The 22,143-nt window shown below is 34.5% G+C and carries 24 protein-coding genes and 1 pseudogene; 19 read left to right on the plus strand and 6 right to left on the minus strand.

Translation table 11 applies throughout. The features are described 5' to 3' along the window. Position 1 precedes the first annotated feature (1 nt). From Q7A53_RS01985 to Q7A53_RS02010, 6 genes are all read left to right on the plus strand, one after another. Positions 2 to 826: a TlyA family RNA methyltransferase gene (locus Q7A53_RS01985; protein ID WP_411787429.1), complete on the plus strand. Its 825-nt coding sequence runs from the start codon at positions 2 to 4 to the stop codon at positions 824 to 826. A 150-nt stretch (positions 827 to 976) separates the two neighbouring features. Next, positions 977 to 1,426, plus strand: coding sequence for a transcriptional regulator AhrC/ArgR (gene ahrC / locus Q7A53_RS01990; RefSeq protein ID WP_411787430.1), 450 nt, complete (start codon positions 977 to 979; stop codon positions 1,424 to 1,426). A gap of 17 nt (positions 1,427 to 1,443) precedes the next feature. Continuing rightward, positions 1,444 to 3,165, plus strand: a complete 1,722-nt coding sequence (gene recN / locus Q7A53_RS01995; protein WP_411787431.1) for a DNA repair protein RecN — start codon at positions 1,444 to 1,446, stop codon at positions 3,163 to 3,165. Positions 3,166 to 3,384: 219 nt separating this feature from the next. Beyond that, the gene (gene spoIVB, locus Q7A53_RS02000; RefSeq protein WP_411787432.1) at positions 3,385 to 4,641 is read left to right on the plus strand and encodes a SpoIVB peptidase; all 1,257 of its coding nucleotides are present in this window, start codon (positions 3,385 to 3,387) and stop codon (positions 4,639 to 4,641) included. A 304-nt stretch (positions 4,642 to 4,945) separates the two neighbouring features. Then, positions 4,946 to 5,725 (plus strand): sporulation transcription factor Spo0A, encoded by a 780-nt coding sequence (gene spo0A / locus Q7A53_RS02005; protein WP_411787433.1) that lies wholly within the window; start codon positions 4,946 to 4,948, stop codon positions 5,723 to 5,725. A gap of 169 nt (positions 5,726 to 5,894) precedes the next feature. Further along, complete coding sequence (locus tag Q7A53_RS02010) at positions 5,895 to 6,866, plus strand: tyrosine-type recombinase/integrase (RefSeq protein WP_411787434.1); 972 nt, start codon at positions 5,895 to 5,897, stop codon at positions 6,864 to 6,866. A 145-nt stretch (positions 6,867 to 7,011) separates the two neighbouring features. Here Q7A53_RS02010 and Q7A53_RS02015 read toward each other — a convergent pair whose 3' ends face one another. The 3 genes from Q7A53_RS02015 to Q7A53_RS02025 are packed head-to-tail and all read right to left on the minus strand — an operon-like array spanning position 7,012 to position 9,763. Continuing rightward, positions 7,012 to 8,094 (minus strand): hypothetical protein, encoded by a 1,083-nt coding sequence (locus tag Q7A53_RS02015; protein ID WP_411787435.1) that lies wholly within the window; start codon positions 8,092 to 8,094, stop codon positions 7,012 to 7,014. Position 8,095: 1 nt separating this feature from the next. Further along, a complete protein-coding gene (locus tag Q7A53_RS02020; RefSeq protein ID WP_411787436.1) occupies positions 8,096 to 9,067 on the minus strand; it encodes a hypothetical protein in 972 nt (323 codons plus the stop codon). A 9-nt stretch (positions 9,068 to 9,076) separates the two neighbouring features. Next, on the minus strand, positions 9,077 to 9,763 hold the full coding sequence (locus Q7A53_RS02025) for a hypothetical protein (protein WP_411787437.1): 687 nt from the start codon (positions 9,761 to 9,763) through the stop codon (positions 9,077 to 9,079). A gap of 217 nt (positions 9,764 to 9,980) precedes the next feature. Here Q7A53_RS02025 and Q7A53_RS02030 point away from each other — a divergent pair, with 217 nt between their 5' ends. Beyond that, the gene (locus Q7A53_RS02030; RefSeq protein WP_411787438.1) at positions 9,981 to 10,556 is read left to right on the plus strand and encodes a recombinase family protein; all 576 of its coding nucleotides are present in this window, start codon (positions 9,981 to 9,983) and stop codon (positions 10,554 to 10,556) included. Positions 10,557 to 10,660: 104 nt separating this feature from the next. On the opposite strand, the gene Q7A53_RS02035 is transcribed toward Q7A53_RS02030, so the two are convergent. Then, complete coding sequence (locus tag Q7A53_RS02035; RefSeq protein ID WP_411787439.1) at positions 10,661 to 11,722, minus strand: hypothetical protein; 1,062 nt, start codon at positions 11,720 to 11,722, stop codon at positions 10,661 to 10,663. 356 nt (positions 11,723 to 12,078) lie between these two features. Further along, positions 12,079 to 12,303, minus strand: a complete 225-nt coding sequence (locus tag Q7A53_RS02040; RefSeq protein WP_411787440.1) for a hypothetical protein — start codon at positions 12,301 to 12,303, stop codon at positions 12,079 to 12,081. Between the two features lie 389 nt (positions 12,304 to 12,692). On the opposite strand from Q7A53_RS02040, the gene Q7A53_RS02045 reads away from it, so the two are divergent. The 8 genes from Q7A53_RS02045 (at position 12,693) to Q7A53_RS02080 (ending at position 18,507) form a co-directional block, all read left to right on the plus strand. Continuing rightward, on the plus strand, positions 12,693 to 13,199 hold the full coding sequence (locus Q7A53_RS02045) for a hypothetical protein (protein ID WP_411787441.1): 507 nt from the start codon (positions 12,693 to 12,695) through the stop codon (positions 13,197 to 13,199). A 362-nt stretch (positions 13,200 to 13,561) separates the two neighbouring features. Next, on the plus strand, positions 13,562 to 14,569 hold the full coding sequence (locus Q7A53_RS02050) for a hypothetical protein (RefSeq protein WP_411787442.1): 1,008 nt from the start codon (positions 13,562 to 13,564) through the stop codon (positions 14,567 to 14,569). Between the two features lie 45 nt (positions 14,570 to 14,614). Then, positions 14,615 to 15,130 carry a hypothetical protein gene (locus Q7A53_RS02055; protein ID WP_411787443.1) on the plus strand — a complete coding sequence of 172 codons (516 nt, stop codon included), beginning with the start codon at positions 14,615 to 14,617 and terminating at the stop codon, positions 15,128 to 15,130. 207 nt (positions 15,131 to 15,337) lie between these two features. After that, a complete protein-coding gene (locus tag Q7A53_RS02060) occupies positions 15,338 to 16,546 on the plus strand; it encodes an AAA family ATPase (protein ID WP_411787444.1) in 1,209 nt (402 codons plus the stop codon). Then, complete coding sequence (locus Q7A53_RS02065; RefSeq protein WP_411787445.1) at positions 16,527 to 17,261, plus strand: DUF4435 domain-containing protein; 735 nt, start codon at positions 16,527 to 16,529, stop codon at positions 17,259 to 17,261. The genes Q7A53_RS02060 and Q7A53_RS02065 overlap by 20 nt, the downstream gene beginning before the upstream one ends. A 126-nt stretch (positions 17,262 to 17,387) precedes the next feature. After that, a complete protein-coding gene (locus tag Q7A53_RS02070) occupies positions 17,388 to 17,687 on the plus strand; it encodes a hypothetical protein (RefSeq protein ID WP_411787446.1) in 300 nt (99 codons plus the stop codon). 137 nt (positions 17,688 to 17,824) lie between these two features. Continuing rightward, on the plus strand, positions 17,825 to 18,220 hold the full coding sequence (locus tag Q7A53_RS02075; protein WP_411787447.1) for an FxLYD domain-containing protein: 396 nt from the start codon (positions 17,825 to 17,827) through the stop codon (positions 18,218 to 18,220). Positions 18,221 to 18,330: 110 nt separating this feature from the next. Then, entirely contained in the window at positions 18,331 to 18,507 is a 177-nt protein-coding gene (locus Q7A53_RS02080) for a hypothetical protein (protein ID WP_411787448.1), read from the plus strand. Between the two features lie 69 nt (positions 18,508 to 18,576). Here the strand turns inward: Q7A53_RS02080 and Q7A53_RS02085 are convergent, their stop codons facing one another. Next, complete coding sequence (locus tag Q7A53_RS02085; protein ID WP_411787449.1) at positions 18,577 to 19,212, minus strand: Fic family protein; 636 nt, start codon at positions 19,210 to 19,212, stop codon at positions 18,577 to 18,579. A gap of 222 nt (positions 19,213 to 19,434) precedes the next feature. On the opposite strand from Q7A53_RS02085, the gene Q7A53_RS02090 reads away from it, so the two are divergent. From Q7A53_RS02090 to Q7A53_RS02105, 4 genes and pseudogenes are all read left to right on the plus strand, one after another. Continuing rightward, a complete protein-coding gene (locus Q7A53_RS02090) occupies positions 19,435 to 20,142 on the plus strand; it encodes an SHOCT domain-containing protein (RefSeq protein WP_411787450.1) in 708 nt (235 codons plus the stop codon). Positions 20,143 to 20,154: 12 nt separating this feature from the next. Next, positions 20,155 to 21,333, plus strand: coding sequence for a thermonuclease family protein (locus Q7A53_RS02095; protein ID WP_411787451.1), 1,179 nt, complete (start codon positions 20,155 to 20,157; stop codon positions 21,331 to 21,333). Positions 21,334 to 21,370: 37 nt separating this feature from the next. Then, a complete protein-coding gene (locus Q7A53_RS02100; RefSeq protein WP_411787452.1) occupies positions 21,371 to 21,673 on the plus strand; it encodes a hypothetical protein in 303 nt (100 codons plus the stop codon). Positions 21,674 to 21,833: 160 nt separating this feature from the next. Next, a pseudogene (locus Q7A53_RS02105) lies at positions 21,834 to 22,001 on the plus strand (sporulation initiation factor Spo0A C-terminal domain-containing protein); the annotation flags it as partial. Positions 22,002 to 22,143 lie beyond the last annotated feature (142 nt).

A 22,143-nucleotide genomic window follows, 5' to 3' on the forward strand; every position in this document is an offset into this window, starting at 1 on the left:
AATGGGAAAAAAAATCAGGCTTGATTTGTTGTTAGTTGAAAAAGGATATATGGAAACACGTGAAAAAGCTAAGCGGACTATTATGGCCGGTCTTGTTTTCGTCGACCAGACACGCATTGATAAACCTGGTCAAAAAGTTGATGAAGATAAAGAGATTTTGGTAAAAGGTAAAGCGATTCCTTATGTCAGCAGAGGCGGTTTAAAACTCGAAAAAGCTATTAAGGAATTCTCGATAGACCTGGCTGGAAAAGTCATGATTGACATTGGTTCTTCTACGGGAGGATTTACTGATTGTGCTCTTCAGAATGGAGCAGAGCTCAGCTATGCAATCGATGTTGGATACAATCAGCTCGATTGGAAATTACGAAATCATCCGCAGGTAGTTGTTATGGAACGAACTAATTTTCGGTATGTGACAGAAGACGACCTCGCTCATGGTAAACCTCAATTTGCTTCGATTGATGTGTCGTTCATTTCTTTGCGTATTATCCTTCCAGTACTTGCCAACCTGATGGCAGAAGGCGGAGAAGTGGTAGCTTTAATAAAACCGCAATTTGAAGCTGGAAGGGAACAAGTAGGAAAAAAGGGAATTATCCGAGATGCTAAAATCCACGCTCAAGTTGTGGACAATATTTTGAATTTCGCATTAGCTCATGGGTATTCTGTCTATGGACTTACTTTTTCTCCTATAACAGGGGGAGATGGAAATATCGAATTCCTCGTCCATCTGAAAATCGCAGAAGAACAAGAAGGAAAGATTATGCATGATGTGAAAACGGAAAGTGTCGTCGAGCAAGCCCATCATGCACACAGTAAACGTTCATAAAAAAGATAGACAGGGCTGAAAATAGCCCTTTTCTTAGGTCTTTTTTTGGAGAGTAAGGATTGTGAATTCGTTTTCCTGAGATTCAAATGCTCACACAGCAATTCTGCAGCTTACTCTGTTTAGACCTCTGCTTTGGAATGGAGGATAGCAATGAATAAAGGTCAGCGACATATAAAAATTAGAGAACTTATTACTAACGACGACATTGAAACCCAGGATGAGCTGGTCGGCAGACTCAAAGGGATGGGATATAATGTAACTCAGGCAACAGTGTCCCGGGATATAAAAGAGCTGCACTTAGTTAAGGTGCCCATGATGGACGGAAGATATAAATACAGCCTGCCTGCAGATCAGCGTTTTAATCCTTTTGAAAAGTTAAAAAGGCTGATGATGGATGCCTTTGTCAGCATTGATCGGGCAGGACATTTTATTATTTTAAAAACACTGCCGGGCAATGCTAATGCCGTAGGGGCACTTATTGATAATTTGGATTGGGAAGAAATTATGGGCACCATTTGTGGAGACGACACCTGCCTTATTATTTGCCGCAGTAAGGACCAGACGGAAACGATCAGTGAGCAATTGTTAAATATGTTATAACCGAGGTGGATTGTTTCATGTTAACAGAATTATCTATACGCGATTTTGCTATCATCGACGAAGTTTCCATAACCTTTAAAGAGGGTCTGACTGTACTGACCGGTGAGACCGGGGCAGGAAAGTCAATCATTATTGATGCCATTCATTTGCTCTCGGGTGGACGAGGATCGGTTGAATTTGTTCGTCATGGAATGAAAAAAGCAGAAATTGAAGGATTATTCACAGTAGATGCCAGCCATCCTGTTTTCAAACGGGGAGAACAATTTGGAGTTGAGATTGGCGAAGATGGAATGGTCGTACTCCAGAGAACAATCACCCATCAAGGAAAAAGTATCTGCCGAGTCAATGGTAAATTGGTTACATTGGGTATATTAAAGGAATTTGGTCAAACATTAATTGATATCCATAGTCAGCATGAAACCCAGTCTTTAATGGATCCCGACAGGCACATTGAATTGCTTGATCTATTTGCAAGCCGGGATTTAACCATATCTATGGAAGAATATCAGTCTGTATTCGAGAAATACCAAATGTTAAAAAGACGGCACAAAGAATTAAGTGAAAATGAGCAGGAGATGGCTCAGAGACTGGATTTATTGGAATTTCAGCTGAACGAACTTCAAGAATCAGAATTAGTGCCAAACGAAGATGATGAACTGACAGATGAACGAAGCAAACTGCTGAATTACGAAAAAATATATCAAGGGATTCACGATGCTTATAATTCTTTGTATGGTGAGCAAAAGGGTTTAGATTGGTTAAGTCATGCTATGACTTCTCTTGAAAGTGCCTCCGATTTCGATAATCAATTGGCAAAAATGACGGAAGAATTGACGAATTCCTATTATCTGATTGAAGAGATGACATTCCAATTAAGCAGTCAAATGGCAGAGCTGGAGTTTGATCCGGAACGGCTTAATCAAATTGAAGCGCGTCTGAATGAATTGAACCGATTGAAGAAAAAATATGGGCAGAGCGTTGAAAGTATGCTGGAATATGCTTCACGAATTGAAGAGGAAATCGATGAAATTAAAAATAAAGATTCTCATTTGCACAGACTTGAGCAGCAGATTAATGAATTAGGTCAAGACGCTGTACTAGAAGCGAAAAACATTCATGATATCCGTGAATCCGTTTCAAAAACGCTCTCTTCGTATATACAAGACGAATTAAAAGATTTGTACTTAGAAAAAGCCGCTTTCGCTGTCGATATTCAAAAAAGAGAAGGCGGGCAGGCAGACCCATTATTTGAAGGAAACCACGTGCGACTTCAAAAAAGTGGATTTGACTTGGTTAAGTTTCTCATTACGACGAACCCGGGGGAACCTTTAAAAGAAATACATAAGGTGGCTTCAGGTGGAGAACTTTCAAGAATTATGCTGGCTTTAAAACGTATTTTTTCAAGACATCAAGGAGTGACCAGTGTAATTTTTGATGAAGTAGATACAGGAGTCAGCGGACGAGTTGCACAGGCGATTGCTGAAAAGATATATGGAATTTCTAAAGGGTCTCAAGTCCTTTGCATTTCACACTTGCCTCAAGTAGCCGCTATGGCGGATACTCATATAAGAATTGAAAAGCATGTAAATGACGACAGAACTTCTACCCTTGCAAAGGAATTATCTCATGAAGAAAAAGCTGATGAAATTTCTAGAATGATTACTGGAGCTGAATTAACAGATACTACCTTAGAACATGCAAAAGAGCTCTTAACTTTAGCTTCCCGGCATAAATCATAATTTGGAAAGCACATGAAAATGTTCATGTGCTTTTTGTTAGTTTATGGGTGAAGAACTTACTGCTAATGCCACTATACACGTTTTCTTATGGTGAATGTTTCAAGGGAAGGGAATCGGTACTATATTTACTCAGATTATGCTCGTTTAAAAAAGTCCTTCTACGACCACATTATAAGTAAGCCATTTAGTTGGTCAGGAGTAAGAAGGAGTGTTGAACCCATGAAAAAGCATGAGAAAATGAAATATATTTGTGGTTCTATCCTCCTGCTGTTGATGCTCGTTTTGCCTTTATTCACCCCCATAAAGAATTATTTATCCATTCCAACGGAGTTAAAAGTAAGTGCATCGGATTCTGTGGAAGCGGCACCTGTATTCAAAGGTGAAGGTGAAGCAAGGACTGCTTTCTCATCAGATGATCTAAAGGGTTCCAGTCAAGTCTTTTATGAATTTGCTGGCATTCCATTAAAAAAGACCGATATAAAGACGATGAGAGATATTCAGTTAATACCGGGCGGTCAATCTGTTGGCGTTGAACTGCATACGAAAGGTGTGCTGGTGGTTGGGCACCATCTCGTTGATAGCAGGAAAGAGGAGCAGGCTTCACCAGGAGAGAAAGCGAATGTGCAAATTGGAGATATTTTATTAAAAGGTAATGGCAAGGAATTAAATAGTATGGAGGACCTTTCTTCCATTGTAAAAGAAGCAGGAAAACAAGGGAAAGCCATCAAGCTTACGATTAAAAGAGACGAAGAAATTCTAACTGCTTCCCTAAACCCTACGTTTAATAAGCAGGAAAATGAATACCAAATTGGTCTTTATATTCGTGATTCAGCTGCTGGCATAGGAACGATGACCTTTTATGACCCAGATAGCGGTAAGTATGGAGCATTAGGACACGTCATTGCAGATATGGATACAAGAAAACCAATCGAAATCCATAAAGGCACGATTTTAAAATCTCACGTTACGGCCATAGAAAAAGGCAGCGAAGGGCTTCCTGGAGAGAAAAAAGCAAATTTCTCCGTTCATGATGATCGTCTTGGAAACATTACGAAAAATACCCCCTTTGGGATATTCGGCAATTTAGACGGTGATATTGCGAATACAGAATATCCAAAAGGGTTACCAGTGGGATATTCAGATCAAGTTAAAGAAGGACCTGCAAAAATTTTAACCGTTTTAGATGGTGACAAACTTCAAGAATTTGATATTGAAATTGTGAGTAATATGCCGAAAAAGACCCCTGTCACTAAAGGAATGATTATAAAAATCACTGATCCAGAGTTATTGAAGAAAACGGGCGGTATTGTCCAAGGGATGAGTGGAAGTCCTATTATACAGGATGGACATATTATTGGAGCTGTTACTCATGTGTTTGTCAATGACCCAACGAGTGGCTATGGAGTTCATATTGAATGGATGCTGCATGAAGCGGGGATCAATATTTATCAGAAACAAGCAAAAAAGGCAGGATAATATAGACGTTTTATTGGTAACCCGAACTATTATAGTTCGGGTTTTCTGTTTTTTGTTCGTATTGTAATTGATGTTACTTAAAATTCTGAAAACCCAAAATTAATTCGACAAAAATCGACAAATGTAGTATCTTAAATGTAATATTTTATCGAATACACACGAATTCGAAAGCATATTGAAGCATTTGTAAGAAAACCTTATATATTTTTATTTTTTTTGTTATAATAAAAAAGGGATAAAACATCTCATGTCGAATATGTAACTTAGCACAATAAGAGGACAATTTCCTAAGGAGGAAGATTGAATGGAAAAGATTCAGGTTTGTTTAGCAGATGATAATCGTGAGCTGGTGAAGCTTCTTGAGGAATATTTCGCAGATACACGCGATATTGACGTTGTAGGCGTTTCTTATAATGGCAAAGAATGCTTGGAGCAGATTCAAAATAAACAGCCAGATGTCTTAATTTTAGATATTATTATGCCGCACTTAGATGGACTGGCGGTCTTAAGTAAACTAAAAGAAATGGACAAGCATCCAGACGTCATCATGTTAACGGCATTTGGTCAGGAAGAAGTGACAAAGAAAGCTGTTGATCTCGGAGCCGCTTATTTTATGATGAAGCCTTTTGATCTGGACCATTTAGCTGAACAAGTACGCCAAATTAAACATTCTGGTGATCCGATTAATCGCGCACTTGGCAGCAGTTACTCTGCTGCAAAAACCAAAAAACCTGATCTGGATACTAGTATTACTCATATTATTCATGAAGTCGGTGTACCCGCTCACATTAAAGGATACTTATATTTACGTGAAGCAATTACGATGGTGTATAACGACCTTGAACTGCTTGGTTCCATTACAAAAGTCCTCTACCCGGATATTGCGACAAAATTTAATACAACGGCCTCCCGAGTAGAACGTGCCATTCGACATGCAATTGAAGTTGCCTGGAACCGTGGAAATATTGACGCGATTTCCTCTTTATTCGGCTATACAATTTCAAATACAAAAGCTAAACCGACGAACAGTGAATTCATTGCGATGGTTGCTGATCGTTTACGTCTGGAGCATAAAGCTTCCTAATGGCTCTATGATGGCTTTTAACTGACTTATAAATTTTAATTTGTTGACACTGGTGACCAATAAACAACCTTTTGGTACCAATAAACAACCAGTGCTTACACCAACAAATACTAACCTCTTATTCATTGGGCGTATTGAAAAAATGCACCAAATAATAGGAGGTTTTTTTGTGGAGAATTTTGAATTTCATTTAGACAATTTTATGCTGTATTGTGAATCAAAGAATTTGAGTAGAAAAACACTGAGCAGTTATGAGCAGACCCTAAAGCTTTTTCAATTCTATATGGAGCGGGAACATTCCATTACAGAAGTTAGTGATGTTAGAAGTGGACACGTTAGGATGTACATTAAATATTTGAGAGACCGTGGCAAATACACTGTTGTTAGCAATGAAAGGAGCCTAAATGTAAATTACCCTGATCGGAGAACTGATACAGGTAAAGACATATCAGACACAACCATAAGCAACTATATTCGGAACATAAAGGTTTTCTTCAACTTTCTTTACACGGAACGTGAAATTCAAAATAATCCTGTCCAGAAACTTGAAAACATTAAACCAAATCGAAAAAAGAAGCCGTTGTTGAAAAGAGAAGAGATCATCAGAATGTTAAAGCAGATGGATACATCTACCTTTCATGAGTATCGATTATGGATGCAGACAAGATTGATTTTAGACACAGGGCTTAGAATTGGTGAATGTTGCAATGTAAAGCCTGAAGATATTGATTTCAAGTATAATTCCATTCTAGTGACAAATCCTAAAAACAAGAAAGAACGGTACGTGTACTTTTCATTTAAATTAGGAAGAGAATTGAAGCGGTGGTTGAAGTACAGAGACCGCTTCTCAGACAGTGAGTATGTGTTTCCGACCATAAGGGGGACTAAGCAAGACATAAGGAACTTTGAACGAGCTCTGAGGAAGTCTGGAGAGCGTGTGGGAGTCCGTGTGCATCCACATCAACTGAGAAACAATTTTGCAAAATTTTATTTATTAAATGGTGGAGATTGGGTAAGTCTTTCAAGAATTCTTGGACATAGTAGTGCCGAAGTCACTCAGAAACATTATCTGGATTTTACTGAAGATGAAATCAGAATTAAATATAATGATCACTCCCCAATTCAGGGATTGGATATTTGAAGATGATTGAGTAAGGAGAAAGAATTAAGTAAAATATTAAAATGATTCTAACGTTAAAATATATGTATCAAAATGTTGATATGTCTAAAAAACACAAAAATTAAAAGTAGCACTGGTTTAAGTGCTACTTTTAATTAAAATAAAACTAATTATTATTAGGAATCATTTCAACAGGTGTAATATCTTCATCTGTTAACTCGATAAATACTTCATAAAGTGTATTTTTAAATTCTACTAGCAGATTGTCTTGTTCAATACTATCCAATACACTTTTAACTTCTTTCATTTCTGAGGTTTCTTCATCTTCTTCATATGATCCGGAATTTGCTATTTTAACTTCACACATCTCTGGTCTTGACTTAAAGTCAATTACTAGGTCTATAAATGTAGGTTGGCTCATATGATCTAACCTCATTGATGCCATTGAGAAATAGAAGCCTTTATCAATCGTACTCTTTACAAATTCATTTTCAGATAAATTGTCGCCATCAAGAATTGCTGAGTTTATTCCCTGTAGTTGATTACCTTCTATATTGGCTTCTTTTTTATCTCTTTTAACTTTAAGTTTTCTAATTTCGATCAATTCCCATGGGGAATTATCTTTTTTAAAGAAATCCTCAAACAGCTTAATTCTACCTGTTTTGGTTAATTTACTTAAAGAAATTTCCTCAAATTCAAATTGAACTTCTTCATCTGTAGAAGACATGTATTTAACTAACTCTTTTACTTTTTTGTAATCATTAGATGATTGCATATTAAAGTCGATGCCAAACTTATCTTGTTCATCTATTGTATTTAAATTAATTTCAACTTGCCTTGTTGTACGATCTAGCAGGTCAATAAGGCTAGGCTTATATTCATCATATGTTAATAATATATTTGTATTGCCTTGCGTATCTCTTGAAACAGATATTTTGGTATTATCAGCTTCATTAATAACTTTATTATTTAGAGAAATTAAAGAATCTTGAAATTCCTCCCTCTGACTCTTTGGAAGAGTAATTCTACCTGATTTTTTAAAATTGTGATCCACGTCCATTCTTTTTTTTAAGTCAATAAAATCGGATTTATTAAAATAAAAATCTCCGCCTATTTTAGACAGGTCAGACTTTTTAACGCAATGTACCAGAATCCCTCTCTCTTTTAAAAAATCTTTTGAGTCTTTGGCTGTAAGGTGTTCTTTAATAACTCTCCTTATACTGGACTTTTTTGGGTAACGTTTAATCATGTCAGTCCTCCAATACGTTATATTTTTCTGGAACAGTATTAAGTACATCCATGTACTTAATCTTTATCTTGAGTTGATGCTTATTGGACTTAACCTTTTCTTTTTTTCTTCGTAGAAACTCCTCAATATTTTCTCTGTATTTGGTTTGTTCCCCGTAAAAATGAATATGTAGCTCATGTGCATCTTCAAATTGAAAGTCACCTAGAAGTTCATATAAGAAGTCAAGCTCTTCCTTGGTTGCTTCAGCAAAAAAGAACACATGGTGTATATCAATTGTCTTAGTAGTGTCCTCATCAATCAATATCTTTCTTCTACTTTTAGCAAATATATAACTCGAATACATTTGGATTAGATTTACATGTTTTTTTTGAGAGCTCATACTTCTTCCGTTTCTGTAATATTCGCTAGGATAGAAGAAATTAAAGTCTTCACTATTTTGTAATAATTCATTCTTCTGCTCAATTAATGAACACCACCTTAATATTTCGTGGTTAGTGGCGATGAAAATTGTTATAGGAGTTTTCTTATTAGGTGTTTTTACTTCTGATAAGTATTCTTTTATTTTTTCATAGTCATATTCATTTACTTCATCACACCAAATCATTAAGAGTCCTACATTTGTTGGAGGATAACCTAACTCTTGTAGCTTAGGTGATAAGTTTGCACATTCTAGAGTGTTTAATAACTGTGTGGTAAATTTTTGAACATTTGTCTTAGTGATGCCACTCCACTTTCTCTTCTTAGATTCCACAATAATGTTTTCTTCTGTATTTAGGTAGGGATCATGATAATTAAAAAATGAGTCAATACCATGGTCATTTTTTCTTTCTCTTTCTCCAGTACTATGAAGGGCTTTGTTTACACATGGGATATCAAAATTAGATGAACCAATTTGGACCCAACCTAGTTCACTCAATATTTTTATTGTTTGTTTTGTCCATCTATCCCCTTCAAATTGTTGTTGCTCTGACATAATAACACCTCACCCAAGTTTCAAATTATTAATTTCTGACTTAATATCTTCAATAAAAACTTTATTTGCAATCGGAAGGTTTAATTTAATGATTCCTTTCTCCAAATCAGTATTTAACTCTACAAAGTCATTTTGCTTTGAATATAATTTAACCCTTACCTTAGAAACCTTCGCTCCCAAGTTGTTTATTAAAAATAGAGCGTCAGTGGTGTTAGAAATAGTTAAGCTAGCTGTAGATATATACTTACCTATGACATTTATATCATTAAAAGAAACTTCAGTAATTTCAGGATCAAATATGTTGAAATTATCAAAATAGCTATAAAAATCTATGGTCTTGTCAAAAATTTTGTAGTATGGATTATTGTTGAGATGAACATTTAAGAATTTTACTATATTTGGGCGTCCCCAAACTATCAAGGTTTCGTTACTAAAATTTATAATAATTTCCGATCTTAAAATGTTGGGGGAGTGTTCTGGGATAATTTCTTGTGTTGAACTATCTACAGATAAGTCCAGACTATTTACTTTCCTGAAGTAGCTAACTTTCATGGATTCCATTGAGCTTTCAAAGTCATAAAAAACTTCTGTATGGTTGGTGGTATTGGACTCTAGTTGTTTAAAATATTCAATCATTTCTTCAAGATTAATGATTGAAATTTTTTTAAAATAGACAAAAGGCTCAATACTAATCAAAATATCACCATCCTTTCTTAATTGGATATAAATATATGTATATGAAAATTCTACCATTATTTAACCTTTTTGTGTAAAAAAACTATATAAAGGTTTTTTAACATCTCAATTGTTTTTGTATCAATTGAGTACACCCATTTGATACAAAACCAGTTTACTGATATGATTGGGTTTACAGTGTATCATTTACATGTATCAAAAAATAGGGGGTTTTAGTGTGATTTATGGGTATGCGAGAGTTTCTTCACGAGGTCAGAACTTAGATTCACAAATTAATCAATTAAAAGTGCATGGGTGCGAGAGAATATTTAAAGAAAAGGTGTCAGGTAGAAAAAAGGAAGACAGAGAACAATTTAATCAATTGTTGGAAACAGTTGAAGTGGATGATGCAATAGTAGTAACGAAGCTGGATAGGTTCGCTAGAAGCACAAAGGATGCACTCCACACTATTGATATTCTAAATCAAAAGGGTGTTGGTCTCATTATTCTTAACATGGGTGGAGACAAAGTAAACACTTCTACGGCAGTGGGGAAGTTAATGATAACAGTGCTTTCAGGGATTGCAGAATTTGAAGCAGACATGATTAAAGAACGTCAGCTTGAGGGGATCTCAGAAGCTAAACAGAGAGGTGTGTACAGAGGTAGACCTAAGAAGTACACTGAGCGTAATCGAGGTCTACAACACGCTCTGGAGCTGTTTAAGAACAGAAGTGAAAACGGTCTAACTGTCAATGAAATTTCAGAAATAACAAAAATTAGTAGAGCAACTATCTATAGAGAAGCCAGAGGTTAAAACCTTCATTTAAAGTGAGAGAGAAGAGTTAAGATCTTCAATAGTTCTTTATCACAACGCTTTTTTTCATCAAACTGTGTGGGGCATTTGTCTTAGTATATCTGTTAAATAAATATAAAAATCATTAGAACAAGCATTATCACCAGAAGAAATATAACTGGTCCAAAATAGCTATCTCTATTAGCCGGCACGTTTAGATCAGATCTTTTTTGCGAAATTAAAGTTTCTTGTTCTCTCATGAGACTAATTCTTGGTGATAATAAGGCATGTAGTTTGTTGGTCGTTTCACAAAGTTTTTCTTTGTTCATTGTAGAGATGTCTATGTATTCAACCTCACCGTACCTAGCTTTGTAGAATGCCAATCTGTTAATTTGACAACTCTGCAATTGAGAACTATTGTTCTCAAAACGGTTTTCTACACAATCTAAGAAGTAATAGCCAAAGACTTGAGCAATTTCTTTCCATCTATACCCCGTTATCTTAGTTGTTTTAAAATCATACAAAGTTCCGTCTATATAAACATCCGCATCTGCTCCCCCACAACTTCTTGATGCAAAACCGAAATGTGGATTAAAGACAACTACACTTTCATGATTGATTACTTGAGGAGTCATAAAATTTTGTTTAAAGACTTCACATAATTGTTCCAAATCAACTAAAATTTCACTTTCTTCTTCTCCTATTAAATCTGCTTTTATATTCTTTGAGGGCATTCCTGATCTATAGGTGTGCTCTAATCTAGCCATGAACGTAGCATATGGTAGTAAGTCATGGTAAGTTACATCTCTGTTTTTAATGAAATTTTCAGCCAGAGTTGTTCCTTCTATATATTTTTTATTTAACGATTCACTTGTGTTTTCATTGCAAAACCTTTTGATTAGTTCTAAGCCCTCTCTTGCTGGCCGTAGTGACAGTACAGTGTCCTTATTATTTTTAATGGTTTGAGAAATAATGAATCTAGCCATAAGATCAAATGCAGTTCCAACTACTGAGGCTTGATAGGAGGTAGTCAATATGTATGGAACAGAAAGCTGGTATTCAGCAGTGAAGGCTTTCTTTCCTGAATATGTACTAAACTCCTTCTTGGAAGGTATTGTGTTTCTTAAGATCGTTTGGAACTCAAGATCCGCTTTCTTTTTACCGTTTAGCATTGTGGTCAAAGACATGAGAGCTCTCCTTTTGTATTAATCACATTATTCAAGATCAAAGAATATCTTCATTTAGATCATTCTACGCAAAGATCACCATGATTAAAATGTAAAAATAAGGTGTTATTTTCACTATATTACCATTCAATTTGTATTGAATTACAGTTCTACGTAATAATTCTACGACAAAATGAATTTTGTGTAATATCCACTGTCCCAAAAAACGGGTGGGGGGGTAGGTTTACAGTAGTTGATAAGTCCATTTATATTGAAGGGCCTGCAACCCTACAACTCCGACAGTAAGTGTTCAAAGCAATGCGAACGAAAGGATTAACACAAAAAAGATGTAGTATGACCTTATTGTCATCTACATCTCAACCACCATTTTCTTTATTAAGATCTTTAAAGACTTCATCATGTGTGGAATAGTCACCACGATTGATCTCTTCCGCACCATTTCTTATATCCTTTAGTTCTTCTTCAGTCACTTCAGTGTCCTTTTCATCAATAAAACTTATCAAGACATCGATTAAATCGTCTAAATCTACTTCAAATACATCATCCACTAAATCATGAACAAGCTTACGTTTTTTATCCATCATTACCTCCATGTATTTAGTTAGGAGCGGTTGCCCGCTCCTAATGTAGGTAGTGACTATTCAGCAACCATTGCCTTAGTAAACTTGATAATCATGCTCATAAAACTGCTAACAAAAACAGTTCACTGACCATCCCTACATCATATATCTTACCAGTCAAACATTTAATAATCAACACAAAACAAAATAAAATTAATTATACTATTTAATTTAGTATTTGTTGTAGTTACAAAATACTATTTAATTAAGTATTTGTTAAAAATATTTGTTAAAAATGTAGTCAAAAAGACTTTACTGATATTTGATTTTGATTTACCATTACTCATGTTGATGAGATAGTTTCATCAAGGGTTTCGTAAAAGTAACATAAACATATTGGAGGAATTGCAATGAAAAAGACTTTTATTATTCAAGAACCATTGTTTTTAACTGCTACAGTAAGAGCAACTACTAAAGAAGAAGCATTCGATGTATTTGCAAGGCATTATAGTCATGATGAAAAATTCAGAAAACTAGTGAATTCATTCTCTCCAGAGAAAGGACTATTGGGTTTGTTTGCTTGTGATGAACACGGAAGTTTTTTTAATGAGGATGAGGACCAGCTCATTATAACTTACCATGCAAGATTCAACAGTATGAGTGAAGTCCAGAAAGAAAAATATATGAATGAAAAGATAGAATCAAATATTAGAGAATTCTGGGATGATAAGCCACAACTAGCTGATGAATATATCGCTGAATGGAGAAAAATTAGTGGTAATGGTCATGATTCCTATAATTCTTGTGGTAAGTTCTCTGATGCATTTTATGCTGATGTAGTAAAAAGAACTAAATGGTTCGAGGAAGTCTCCATACATGAATTAACAAATAATGAGTATCAGTTAATTTCTGAATAAAAGAGTCAAATAGAAGCGGTTAATTATGTCCTATCCTAATGATTTTTTCCATTTGATAGTGGCACATTGTTTATTTTCTTGTAAGTTTTAGTTGATGGCAGTAGTTTAGTGACTAGTTGGCAGTGTCATTTAATTTAGTGACACCCTCTTTAATAGCGATCAACTTTTCATTAAACGAGCGAGACTGAAAAAATTCTAAAAACTAAAAGGTGTGATGTAGCACGTATATATAATATTTACTTAAAAAATTACACATGGATAAAGCAAATATTATATATACGTGCTCAAACACACCTTTTCAGTTTAGCGTTTTAATAACTCTAATTTTGTTGTTGAAAATTTGAAGATGGAGAAGATGTACTTTGCCTATTTATTTTAGTGAGAAAGATTATGAATCGATATTAGAGCATAATTCTTTTGAAAGAAAAGTGTTTGTACCAAATGAATTTTTTTCTGATTGGTTGGAAGTAATAGACGTTGATGAAGACAAAAAAAGTAGTAAGCATATAGCATTTGGTTATTCATATTACTACTTGATCACATATCTATATCGGTATACAGTTTACGGTAAGCAGACAGAGTATTCACTTACAGAAGACACAATTAAAAAAATGTTAACAGTGTCACCACATAGTAAAGGAAAAAATGGAGTGAATTATATCAGTAAAAGAGGTGGTCTACTAGAAAAGATAGGATATATAAGGAAAACAAAGGATTTTCCTGTAATGCATGAATTTTATCAAGGTGATCAAGAGGTTATTTTTAGATATATTAGTGAATTAAAAGAAGAAGGCTTATCATCGGACTACGAAACAAATTATCGAAACTATACTATCAGTGAACCTATCCATTTAACAAATGGCTATAAGGTGGACACTGGTGATGGATACGACGAGTATATAAATCCAACAAAAGATGAAATTGACGATACTACAATGATTCCTATAGATGTTTTTATTTTCTGTGTTACGAGAGAAGCATTGGGTATTGAAGCGTTCTATATATATTCAATTCTAAAGTACTATAGTAGCTATTTTGGTGGAAAATGGAATTGTCCTTTAGACAAACTACCAGAGGCGTTTGGTATGAAAATCGACACCATAAAAAGAAAAATGAAATCGTTAGAGGAACACAATATGATTTTTAACTCTCATAGCCCATATGTTGTGGGTCTAAGAGATTACACCGACAAAACCATTTTAGCTAATTCCTATTCAACATTTGGTTATAGCAACTTTATTAAAAATGAGTCCGAAATGTTAAAGGTTGAAGTGAGAAAAGTTTATTCACCTGAATCATATGAAAAATTAGTTGGTTTTTCTAGAATAGATGATTATGGTGATGACGACGATTTTGTAGATCTTTCTTAATGATAAATTTAAAGATGTAAAATACAGTGCTAGATGGAGGAACCAATGAAAAAACAATTTTTACTATTAGATGTAGATAAACCTTTGGCAATTGTGACTGCTACTTCAGAGAAAAAAGCAGTGCACAATTACGCAGTAGAAAATATAAATCTAGATAGTTTCAGAAAATATATTCATTCTACTGATTACAACTATGGTTTATTGAATTTGTTTTATTATGACAAAAATGGTAAATATTTAAGGAAACTTAGTGATAATATTACTGTGGCACCAGAAGAGTTTGATATAAAAGATATAGATATTTTGACAAGTATCTTGGATAATGTTACAGAAAACATAAAGGTATTTTGGGAAGACAAACCAAAATTGGCAAAAGAGTATCTCAACAAGTTAGAACGGAGCCAATTTGAAAATCTACCATTATCCAAGATATTTACTGACGAATTTTACATTGAAACTTTTAAAAAGTTGATTTCTAGAGGAATTTGGTTTCAGGATTTTTCAGTTATTGAAATTACAAATGCTTCATATCAGCAGATATTTAATGATAATAGACCATAATAAATAAATCTAAAACCTACAGACAAATAGTCTGTAGGTTCTTTTATGAATATAATTATACAGTGAACGCTACCAACTCATACTGTCCGAATGAAACATAAATTTTATTAAATTTTCCAACTGAAGTTAAGTGGTTTTTATTTAAATGGATATTTACCAATCTTTGGTATAAAATGAATTTAGAATCAAAATTCTAGGGGGGAAACTATGATAAAAAATGTTACAGTAAAAGGTTTAAATGGAGATAAATCATTCTCTGTAAATTTTAATGAGGATATAAACATTATTACTGGTCGTAATGGTGCTGGGAAAACAACATTATTGAAACTTTTGTGGTATACACTTAGTGGGAATATTATGAATGCAATTGATGAAATAAATTTTGATTATATTTCCATTACAGATGAAAAGCATTTAATAGAATTTTTTAAAGAAGAAACTGAAAAAAATATTGCTATGGATAGGGTGAATCGATCAAACAGTTACATAAAAAAGCATAATAGATTGATAAGGTTCTATCCAAACTGTGATGTTACGATTACAAGATTAATTGATAAAAAGGTAATATTGGATACAGTTAAGGAAGATAATGAATCGCTTGGAGGAGATGTAGGTGACTTGGTGAGTTCCATTACAAGTCCCACCATATTCTTTCCTACCTTTAGAAGAATTGAAGGTGGGTTTTCTACATCGAACTCAAAATATGGCTACGATAATTTATATGTAGATGAAGAACGGTTGCAACATTCAATTAGAAGAGTAGCAAACAAACTTACAAATAAACACCATAAATTTATTACATCAATTTCTACAGTAGATATAGTGGATTTAATAACAAAGGAATATGCAAATATTTCTGAGGAAGCAAATGAAAATAACATCAGAGTCTCCCGGGAAATTGAACAGTTAATAAATTCTCATACCATTGACACTAGAGACAGCAGTGAGAGCAAACTTGATAAAGCTAATATGATTTTAGGCGATATTAAAAGAGAAATTAGAAATAATACACTTAGTAGAGAAGAGCTATTCAAGCCATTTACTGTATTGAATGAGATGATTAATAAAATTTTCCAACATAAAAGCATTAAAGTAACTGATAACGTAACTTTAGGTGAATTGAGTGAAACTAAGGAAGCTATGTTTTCGGATTTACTATCTGCCGGAGAAAAACAGATGTTAAGCTTTATCACTTATAATGCATTTTTTAAAGAGAACACCATTTTCATAGACGAACCAGAAATTAGTTTACATGTAGACTGGCAAAGAACTTTATTACCAACATTAATGTCTCAAAAATCTAATAACCAGTTCATTATTGCCACCCATTCGCCTTTCATTTACACAAAATATGTGGACAAAGAGATTATTTTAAATGTAGACAGGGGTGATAGTAGTGCCGTTACCCTCAATTAACGTAGACGAATTAGTAGAAACTTTAAAAAGGTCGTCTCTTCCTACTGTTTTTGTAGAGGGAAAAGATGATGCAATCATCTATAGGTACATGAATGAGAAATTGTCTGATCTTGATGTTGACTTTCTCCAATGTGGAGGTAGAAATAAGTTGTTAGAAATCTATGAGAGAAGAGGAGAATTTTCAAATTTAAAAACAGCTTTTATAGCTGACCAAGACTTATGGATCTTTACTAGTGACAAAGACCAATATAAAGATATAGTATTTACCACCGGATATAGCATAGAAAATGATTTACTAGCAGGAGCATTGGAGAAAGTTGAGGCATTGGTTCAAAAAAAAGACATGTATGACCATTGTATTCAGGAAGTGTGTAAATGGTATAGTTTTGAGGTTGAAAGGTTCTTAAATGGTGATAACTTTTCAATAGATCATCATATTAGGGAAGTGTTAGACAAAAAGTGTTTAAATTTATGTGGAAAATTTCTAGAAAAAAAAGACTTCTCCACACCTTCTCAAGCCATCTTAAATGATCTGTTAAGCGATTATCCTTTAAAGTTAAGAGGAAAAACTTTCTCCTCAATATTAGAAATTTATACCAATTTCAATAAGAATCAACTTTTCGAGTCTATAGTAGCTTTTATTGATGATCATGAATATTTAACTAGAATTTTAGAGGATGTAAGAGAAGCATTTAACAGTCAAGTAGCTTCATAAACTATTAAAGAAAGCCTGTTGTTTTAGTAGGTAGGCTTTCTTTAACCATAAATTATTTTATAGATGGTGCTTTTAATAGATTAATTTTTAAATTCAAGTTTCTTTTTCCTCTAAGGAGTGAACAAATTGAGAGATAACAAGTCAGCAATCAGTTTCTTAGATAACTTTGCAACCGAAAAACAAATTGGTTTTTCATACTTTCTTCATTTTAGAATTGAAAACAGTGAAAATGTCAGCTACATACAATTCAATCATGTAAGACAAGTCCATCATGACATGTACTTGATCCAATATTTTGATTACGACAATAAACCATTACGCATTTCAAATTTTAATGGCCATCAAATGCATGTTATAGATTCAGAGATTGTAAAGATCACTTTTAAGGAGCGTAAGTCATTTTCACCATCATATGTTCTTAATTAACGTTTTAACAACTACATTAGATTCACTTCAATAAATTAGTTAATGGAACAAGCCTTGAAATTGAGTTAGTAAACAGTCCTTCTAATGCAGCCATACAAAAAGCAACGGGGATTGGCATTCTAGCTTACTATGGAATTGTGAAAAATACAGGAGACACCCCTTTTAATTTAAATGGGTCCTCTGTTACATATTACAACAAGAAAGAAGAAGTTATCACAGTGACCAGTATGGGCATCACAGTTACCCCTTCTATAGTACCTTCTGGAGAAACTGCCTATGTAAGTGTGTATGAGCCGTTAGGAGACAACAAACCAGATGATTTTAAAGGGGCTGAACTGTCACCACAACTTAATCCTGAGGTGGAAACTTTAGAAGAGTTGCCTCCAGACAGTGTGACCATTCAAGAAGAGCCAAAGGTAACAGGTAGAGTGATGAACAATACTGACAAAGACATAGAAAGCATTGGTATAGCTTCAGCTATATTTGATAAAAACGGTAACTTGTTAGGCATTGTTGATGGGGGGGAGTGTTAACGTCCCAGCCCAAGGGAAAAGTGTTGGTTTTGAATTGTTTGATCCTCCATTTCCAGACGAAGGTGTTCCTATGATTGATCATCAAGAAACTAAAGCGTATGTGAAGTGACATGGTATTTATTGGATGGAAATATTTCTGTGTAGTGCATGGCATTGAGATCCCTATTCATGACTATGTAGAGTGTGAAGGCAAGTTAGAAAGCATTATCCATGAAAACGGCACAGAAGAATATGTTAATGAAGGGAAGATCAAACGAAAGCCATTTATTAAGGGGGAGGGACGTTGAGAAGCCGTTCACCCCTATTTTTATTCGCAATAAATCACCAAATATTAGTTGTTATAATCTCAGGGAGAATTAATTGTCGTACAAATGAATGCAATTGTCGTACAAATAAGTGATGAGTTTACTATCGTCTGCTGTTTCATAATAATTAGTCAACATTAAATGGAAATCAGTTAAGGAACTTTCAGGTACTGATAATAGTCCGTTTCCATGCTGGATTAGCAGTTTATTAACACTAATAATGCTTGTACGCTTGTTGCCGTCCCAAAACAATTGGCTTCTCATTGTCCATAACATAAATTTTAAAACACTTCTGGATGAATTTTGATTATTTATGACATCGTTAATGGATGACCATATGTCCTGTTCTACAGGCACAGAGGGGCGATAATTGACTCCTGTAATACCAACGGTGCCACTTCTTATAACTCCCCACTCAACACTCTCATTGTAGGCTACATAGCCATTGATCTTCTTCGTAAATTCTAAGCTGAAAGGTGCATGGATATTATTAATCATATAATTCCAAGCATAATACAGGTTTAAAACTTTCTGAAGGTCGTCAATTCGTAAATTAGAAACGGACTTTCCTGCCACAATAGTTTCAACTTGTTCATTAGTAACTGGTACTTGTTCCAACCTTGCTAAATTGTATATAAAAGTCGCTTGCTCTGCTTTAGCAAGGCTGAGGTTCTGATTAAAATTCAATTCTCTCGTCTCCTTTATAGTGTGGATTTTTAAGAGATAATGTGAAATGTCCTACAAAAGATCTACAATTAAGTGTACAATAGGTAAAAAAAGGAACTGGTGAAAATGGCGGTCCCTGTTTGATTTAAAATTCAATGACAGGTGTGTTAAACAATATCTTAAAGCAAGTGGTTGAGTTTATAAAGAAACCAATTCAGCAATTTTTTTGAAAGGATGGGGGAAATGAGAGAAGGTATGAAAGGCTTTTTTAACAAAGCCAAGACTGCATACAATGAGGCCCAACAAGAGATACAGAAAAAGGATCAAGAAAGAAAACAGAAAAGAAACATAGCAAAAAAGAAGAAATCTTTTGAAATGAGTAAATGGTTTGGTGAAAATCCATCCTTTACACAGAAGAATACATTTTCATTATATAAAGAGACTTTTGATTACATTGAACATCAGCTCCTGAGTGAGGGCGAAAGTGTTATTAACGTCATTGAAGTCAGATATAACAAGACAATGAATTTACAACCAAAAGGTCTGTTGTTGTGTACTAAACTAAGGCTTCTATTCATTCATAGGGTGAGAGGCAATCAATTGATTGAAGAATTTTCTTTTAGCAGAATGAGAGATATTGTAATAGCGGACAAAGGTACTGCGTCTTTATCTATTGTCATCAAGTATGACAACTCTACTACGTTTAATTTTGACAAAGTAATAGATAGCAACGATGCTCAGTTTTTTGTTTATACAGTTAAAAATGTTTTAAATAAAAGCGTTAGTAAACCTTCAGGGACTGGTTCTGGAAACAAGAAAAGCAATAATCAAAAACCAATTGATAACAATGAAAAATATAAAATGTTAGAAAAGGTGGCTGATTTGAAAGAAAAAGGTATTCTTTCAGAGGAAGAATTCCAAATGGAAAAAAACAAGATCTTAAACAATTAAGGGGGCATATGATTGTCTGCATTATACACGATATTTCAAATGATCATCCTATGCATTTTTTTCGGTTCAATAATTGCCTTATTCAGAGGCTATTTAAATCTTTTTAAAGTGTTTCCAATACATAACAGGAAATCGGCAATAATTTATCTGGTGATTTGTTTTATCATTATTGTCATACTACCAACCAACTTAGATGAGGAAGGTTCGTCTGAAAGTAAAGCAACCACAGAAACTAGTGTGAAAGATGAGAACTCTGGTGACGATGCTGAAAAAACCACACCAGATTCTAGTAAGCAAAATGATAATGAAGATACTCAAAATGAAGCTTCAGAAAGTAAAGCTAAGGACAAGGATCAGACTGATAAGACCAATGAAACTGCCGAAACTGATTCAAAAGAGCTCGAAGAACAACAGACAACTGAAGCAACTTCTAACAATGATTCTGATGTTGAGAGTGAAGAAACTATTAAAACGACTGACACAAGCAACTCTCAATCAAATGATAGTAACAAGGTCTCAGCAACAGTAACTAGGGTTGTAGATGGAGATACGATGGAAGTGAATGTTGATGGCAAGGAAGACACAGTACGGCTTCTATTAGTAGACACACCAGAGACTAAACATCCTAGCAAGCCAGTTCAGAAATTTGGACCTGAAGCCTCTCAGTACGCTAAGGAGAAGCTCTCAGGAGCGGAAGTGAAGCTTGAGTATGATGGTCCTAAAAGAGATAAATACGACCGTCTACTAGCCTATATGTGGGTGGATGGCAAGATGTTTAATCAAATGCTTTTGGAGCAAGGATTGGCAAGGTATGCTTATGTCTATGATCCTCCATACACACATTCAAAAGAGTATATGAAAGCTCAAAACAGGGCGAAGAGTCAAAATAAAGGGATATGGAGCATTAATGGTTATGTAACAAGTGAAGGCTTTAAAGAGCAGAAGAAAACAGCGACCGCTTCAAGCAATAGCTCTTCTTCATCAGATACTTCTAGCTCTAATTCTAGCAGTCAGAAATCAGCTTCTACTGGCTTGAAATACGATCCTAATGGTCCAGATAGAGACTGTGGAGACTTTGATACACACGCAGATGCACAAGCGTTCTTTGAAGCGGCTGGCGGACCACAGAGTGATCCACACCGTCTAGATGGTAATGACAAAGACGGTATTGCTTGTGAGAGTTTGCCTTAGATCAGATCGATTGAATTAATAAAAGGAGAGGTTTCTTATGACAATCCATAAAGCTCCAATTGATTACATTACAATTCCTGCCCCACAACATAGTGAAGATGCTGAATACAGAGTAGTGTTTGGATATGTAGACTGGCAGAATGGTAAAAAACCCAATCTGTCAATCTATGTGCTGATGGTTTATGGTGGAAAACCTAATTATAGAATGGTGGCTCATGTTCTTACTACTTCAAATAATGAAAATGAGCTATCAGACTTGGATAAAGTCATGAGTGCTATGCAAAAACTAAAAGATCGACATATACATGAGATTTCAAAATACAAACTGGATGAAGATTAGAAAAAAGAGTGTTGATTGTTGCACCCGACATTAGTGGTAGTTTATAGTTATAGGTAGTAGTGATGCTATTGACCAATAAATACATTGTTACTGTGCCAACCAATACCCCAATGAATAAGACCAATTTTATGAGTCAGTATTATATGGAAGAAACTCGTCAATTGCTTCAAAATTTAATACAACTGCCTATAAAGCAGACCGTGGAAATATTGACGCGATTTCCTCTTTATTCGGCTATACAATTTCAAATACAAAAGCTAAACCGACGAACAGTGAATTCATTGCGATGGTTGCTGATCGTTTACGTCTGGAGCATAAAGCTTCCTAATATAGAATTGGAAATACACCTCTTTTCTCATGCTATGACTTTACGTGAGAAGAGAGGTGTTTTATTTATGTCTTTTCAATTAAGGAATAAAGAATTGGAAGAAAGAATTCAATCCTCCGGGTTCAATTCTTCCTGTGATTTG

Source organism: Halobacillus rhizosphaerae (genome assembly GCF_046719735.1).
Taxonomy (GTDB): Bacteria; Bacillota; Bacilli; order Bacillales; family Halobacillaceae; genus Halobacillus_B; species Halobacillus_B rhizosphaerae.

What these genes read in the sequence shown, in the direction of transcription:
- Q7A53_RS01985 (WP_411787429.1), top strand. Translation starts at nt 2, where the DNA reads ATGGGAAAAAAAATCAGGCTTGATTTGTTGTTAGTTGAAAAAGGATAT.
- ahrC (WP_411787430.1), top strand. Translation starts at nt 977, where the DNA reads ATGAATAAAGGTCAGCGACATATAAAAATTAGAGAACTTATTACTAAC.
- recN (WP_411787431.1), top strand. Translation starts at nt 1,444, where the DNA reads ATGTTAACAGAATTATCTATACGCGATTTTGCTATCATCGACGAAGTT.
- spoIVB (WP_411787432.1), top strand. Translation starts at nt 3,385, where the DNA reads ATGAAAAAGCATGAGAAAATGAAATATATTTGTGGTTCTATCCTCCTG.
- spo0A (WP_411787433.1), top strand. Translation starts at nt 4,946, where the DNA reads ATGGAAAAGATTCAGGTTTGTTTAGCAGATGATAATCGTGAGCTGGTG.
- Q7A53_RS02015 (WP_411787435.1), bottom strand. Translation starts at nt 8,094, where the DNA reads ATGATTAAACGTTACCCAAAAAAGTCCAGTATAAGGAGAGTTATTAAA.
- Q7A53_RS02020 (WP_411787436.1), bottom strand. Translation starts at nt 9,067, where the DNA reads ATGTCAGAGCAACAACAATTTGAAGGGGATAGATGGACAAAACAAACA.
- Q7A53_RS02035 (WP_411787439.1), bottom strand. Translation starts at nt 11,722, where the DNA reads ATGTCTTTGACCACAATGCTAAACGGTAAAAAGAAAGCGGATCTTGAG.
- Q7A53_RS02040 (WP_411787440.1), bottom strand. Translation starts at nt 12,303, where the DNA reads ATGGATAAAAAACGTAAGCTTGTTCATGATTTAGTGGATGATGTATTT.
- Q7A53_RS02045 (WP_411787441.1), top strand. Translation starts at nt 12,693, where the DNA reads ATGAAAAAGACTTTTATTATTCAAGAACCATTGTTTTTAACTGCTACA.
- Q7A53_RS02055 (WP_411787443.1), top strand. Translation starts at nt 14,615, where the DNA reads ATGAAAAAACAATTTTTACTATTAGATGTAGATAAACCTTTGGCAATT.
- Q7A53_RS02060 (WP_411787444.1), top strand. Translation starts at nt 15,338, where the DNA reads ATGATAAAAAATGTTACAGTAAAAGGTTTAAATGGAGATAAATCATTC.
- Q7A53_RS02080 (WP_411787448.1), top strand. Translation starts at nt 18,331, where the DNA reads ATGGTATTTATTGGATGGAAATATTTCTGTGTAGTGCATGGCATTGAG.
- Q7A53_RS02090 (WP_411787450.1), top strand. Translation starts at nt 19,435, where the DNA reads ATGAGAGAAGGTATGAAAGGCTTTTTTAACAAAGCCAAGACTGCATAC.
- Q7A53_RS02100 (WP_411787452.1), top strand. Translation starts at nt 21,371, where the DNA reads ATGACAATCCATAAAGCTCCAATTGATTACATTACAATTCCTGCCCCA.